Genomic DNA, 4,168 nt, shown 5'->3' with positions numbered 1-4,168 from the left:
TTACCACAAGAAGTGAGAAGGATGGCTTGTACCGTATCTCATATTTCATCGGTTATTCACCTGACGTTCTGTATATCCGGGAATACAGATGAAGGTTTCCTGATTCGGATTGGTAAAAATGCATAAATGATCGGTTAATTCATGAAATGAAAAGATAAAGGACGCCCCGGCCGGGACTTGAACCCGGGTCAAAAGCTCCGCAGGCTTCTAGGATATCCACTACCCTACCGGGACCCTGCAAAGGTGCTCTACTCTATACGTGATGTTCTGATAAAAAGATATTGATTAGTTTATTGGCTCTGTCAAAATTGCAGTCTCAGGGAGCTGCATTTTAACCTCCGCTTTCACGAAATTCCCGCCAAACGTGATGTGATAAACACCTGCTCTCCGGACGGTGATTGCCATGTTCGTATTCTGTGTATATCCCCGGCTGTATCCGTCCTGCACGATGATCTCACCAGTTCCTGCGTCACGGACAGTACATTCAAACCAGGCATTTTCAGAGGGCCGTGTGACAACCACCGAGAATTCATCTTTCGACCCATACTGACTTGTCCCGACAATAGTTCGGGTGACTGTCGAAGGAGTGATTTTTGCGGTAATGATGAGTGGGGCCTTTGTCACCTCGACGATCATGGCAGTTTCAGAAAAACGTGGTTCAATCGTTTCTGAATAGACCGTCTTGTATCCCACTGTTTCCTGAGGCGATGTGACTGAGGATGGAACCTGTTCAGGCTCGGGCTTCTGGGGGCCTGTTGGATAGGGAGTTGCGGGTACAACTACAGATGGATCAATAACAACACCCGGGGTCTCTACAGGTGGAGGAGCTGGTTGTACCGGCTCAGGTGTGATGGCAGGTGTCTCTACGATCGACTGGGGAGGTGCGGTACATCCACTCACAAAAACGATGAAGAGAATCGCAATGAGCAGATACCCCTCACGCCTCAGATTCATGATCCATCAGTTGCAACTCAAAGTATAAAAGGGAAGATGGTTGTTTCAGGGTGATTGACCCTGATACGAGAGGATAACACCCCTAAACACTCTGGCTGCATTCCTGAGATCCTCATGTGCGACCCGTTCATCAATAGCATGCAGTGTCCTGATATCTCCAGGCCCGTATTCAACCACATCGAACCCCTTCTTTCGAAGCTCACGTGCATCGCTGGCTGCCCACTGGACAATCGGCTCTGCATTGATGTTATGGATTATCCCGATCTGATCGCAGATTCTCCGGACAATATTCGCATCCGGTGGAGTCAGGGATGGGTTCCAGATGCTTGAGGGGGTAATTTCAGTATCAGGTGCATATGATCTGATCTCACTCAGGAGTTCGTGAGCATCACATCCGAAAGGAAGGCGGAGATCAACTTCAAGCCTGCATTTCTGGGCTACGATATTTGCCTTTTCACCCCCTGAGATAACACCGGGATTATACATTATTCTGGTCAGTACAGAGCGAAGATCCGATGTCTGAAAGATTCCTTCAAGCACAGCCTCGGAATGGCTGATAAGTCCGGACATTGCAGGGTCAATTGGGAATTCCCGTTTGTGAATCTGCTTCAGATATTCAAGAAATTCCATTGCATCCATGATAGCGCTCTTTCCAACCGCCGGATAGAGAGAGCTGTGGCCGGGAGAACCCTTAAATTCCATTGTAAAGCGGCAGAGTCCTTTCTGCCCGATACATGGAGCGATTGAAGGGGTCGGCTCTGCAATGATACAGTCAGAGGGTAAAAGCAGCTCTTTATTCAGAAGATGATGGATACCATGAGGGCCGCCCACCTCCTCATCGCAGACAAAAGCGAGGGAGACCGCAGGATCAAGCCCTTCATCAATGATGGAGGCAAGGGCTGCGATTAGGGAAGCACAGCCTCCTTTCATATCCGTACTACCCCGCCCCCAGACAAAAGTATCATCTATGAAACCTGAGTAGGGGGGATGCGTCCATCCTTCATCAAGTGCGGGAACGACATCAATATGCCCGCAGAGAAGGAGGGGATCGCCCTGTCTTCTGGAGATAAGATTGCAATGTCCCGGAGTATTCTCAATGATATCTGTTGCAATCCCAAGGGATGCAAGGAGATCACTGAGATAGCCGACTACCTCGGTAGTGATCCCGGGAGGATTTTCACTATTTATTCGAATAAGATCTGAACAAATCCTGACCGGATCCATGATGCCTTCCTAATCTGACCGGCTTCTTTTATAGGTCTCAAAGAGTGTTGCAAGAGATGCACCATTATATAAGCTTTTAATGAGCTCCTTTGCAAAGAGATCATCTATCATGCTCCGGAACGCAATCGATGGAATCGGCTTGGTTGATGACGGATCGAGGACTATACGGAAACTCCGGTACTGTGCCGGATCAGAATCTGAATAAATACCCTGCCAGAGCATTGGAAGTTTTGAAAAGGTTTCCGGATGATTTTCTGCAAGCCAGTTGACAAATGGCCGGAATAGTGGACGGTCCCCCTTCTTCTCCTCGTCAATCCTCCATCGCATATATTCTCCTGCCATGATGGATCGCGGCGATTCATAGCTGAATCCTGCAATACTTAGTGTATAATCAAGGTGCGCGACGGCATCCATCCAGTGAAACCATAAGACCGGGTGAAATTCAGATATCGATTCAAGAACAAGAGATTTTGAATAGAGATAGTCAAGTTCACGAGCATATTCATTTTTTTCCATCATCATAGGGGATTATATGGAGGGGGTGGAAAAAAGGGTTACTGTCTCGGCAGATGTCCTCTCCTGAGAAATGTACCTGTTCTTCAGGAAAATGAACAATACTGGTGCCAGAGGTGGTAAAGAGAAGGTGACGTTGTCTGATTCAAATTCTGTCTGAAATCATCACTGGTTAAAAGGCTGGCGAAGACTGATGGCCTTATGAATCAGTTGATCCAGTTCATCACCGGTTTTTCCCCTGATATCAATTTCATTATCCCTTCTGAGAAGGCAGGGCTTGAGTTTCCCATCTGATGTCACTCTGATTCTATTGCAATGAGCGCAGAACTCGGTATTGTGCAGAGGACGAACTACCTCCACTTCTGCCCCATCGACACAATATTTTTTTCGATGGTGCATCCTCCGTGTCAGGATCTCAGTTGCCTGTGAGGCGATCTTCTTCTCAAGTCCATCTACATCGGCATGTGAGGTACACTCATTAAACTCCATAAGTTCGATGATCTGAAGGATCAGATTCCGGTTTCCCCTGACAAACCTGAAGAAATCAGGGATCTCATCATCGTTTATTCCCTGAAGAAGAACCATATTCAATTTTACCGGCGTCAGACCGGCATCAAGGGCAGAATCTATGCCTTCAAGAACATCTCCCAGGAGATCTTTTCCGGTGATCTGTTTATACCGGTCGGGCCTGAGTGTATCAAGGCTGATGTTCACACGCGACAGGCCCGCTTTCTTCAGATCATGGGCACAATCTGCAAGCAGTGTCCCGTTTGTTGTCATTGACGACTCGATATGTGATGGAACCGAGCTTATGATCTCAATCAGATCTTTACGGAGAGTGGGTTCCCCTCCGGTGAATTTCATGCTCCTGATCGGATACCGGGAGAAAGCATTGATGATTGTGATAATCTCATCTGTACTGAGTGAATTATCCGGCTGTTCTTCCCCCTCCGCATGGCAATACACACAGTTGAGGTTACAGGCTGGCGTCAAAGAAAACCGAACATTTGTTACCTGACGCCCATATGGATCAATCAGCTTCTCTGTCATCTCTTTTATGAATATAGTTCCTGGCAATTATATAGGTCTCAGTACTGCCTTTGCGGGTTGCTTTTGTGCTGTATATCCTGACAGAATAGAAATTCGCCCTGACTTCAGCAAGAAAATCATTAAAGAGCTCTCCCTGAAATGTCTTCACGACAAAATTCCCTCCTTGTTTCAGAACTGCCTTGGCAAACCTGAGCGCCTCTTCATTCAGATCGATTATGCGCGCCTGATCATAGCTTTTCTTCCCGGAAATCTTTGGGGATGCATCACAGGTGACAATACTGACGGGATCTATGATCCTTTGTGCTTCTGCACGTATGAGGGGATTTGTAAAATCTCCTGTTATGGTGTGTACACCCTGAAGTGGAGTTATCGGATTGAGATCAATTCCGATAATTACCCCCTCGGTGATATTCCTCAATACCTGAAG

At 47.1% G+C, this 4,168-nt stretch carries 5 protein-coding genes and 1 tRNA gene; all 6 read right to left on the bottom strand.

Annotated features, from left to right (window positions below; all coding sequences use genetic code 11):
• Nucleotides 1–162 precede the first annotated feature (162 nt).
• Nucleotides 163–234, bottom strand: a tRNA-Arg gene (locus QCH34_RS07865).
• Between the two features lie 51 nt (nt 235–285).
• Nucleotides 286–954 (bottom strand): hypothetical protein, encoded by a 669-nt coding sequence (locus QCH34_RS07860; RefSeq protein WP_300332588.1) that lies wholly within the window; start codon nt 952–954, stop codon nt 286–288.
• A 45-nt stretch (nt 955–999) separates the two neighbouring features.
• Nucleotides 1,000–2,178 (bottom strand): M20 family metallopeptidase, encoded by a 1,179-nt coding sequence (locus QCH34_RS07855; RefSeq protein ID WP_300332586.1) that lies wholly within the window; start codon nt 2,176–2,178, stop codon nt 1,000–1,002.
• Nucleotides 2,179–2,187: 9 nt separating this feature from the next.
• Nucleotides 2,188–2,700: a hypothetical protein gene (locus QCH34_RS07850; protein WP_366898463.1), complete on the bottom strand. Its 513-nt coding sequence runs from the start codon at nt 2,698–2,700 to the stop codon at nt 2,188–2,190.
• 156 nt (nt 2,701–2,856) lie between these two features.
• A complete protein-coding gene (moaA, locus tag QCH34_RS07845; protein ID WP_300332584.1) occupies nt 2,857–3,741 on the bottom strand; it encodes a GTP 3',8-cyclase MoaA in 885 nt (294 codons plus the stop codon).
• Nucleotides 3,722–4,168 (bottom strand): RlmE family RNA methyltransferase (locus QCH34_RS07840; RefSeq protein WP_300332582.1); only part of this gene is annotated, 447 nt, incomplete at its 5' end. The genes QCH34_RS07840 and moaA, both read right to left, overlap by 20 nt.

This window comes from Methanocalculus sp., assembly GCF_029762515.1.
Classification (GTDB): Archaea; Halobacteriota; Methanomicrobia; order Methanomicrobiales; family Methanocorpusculaceae; genus Methanocalculus.
Note: the sequence above shows the minus strand (reverse complement) of the source record. Positions and strands in the feature narration are given on the sequence as shown.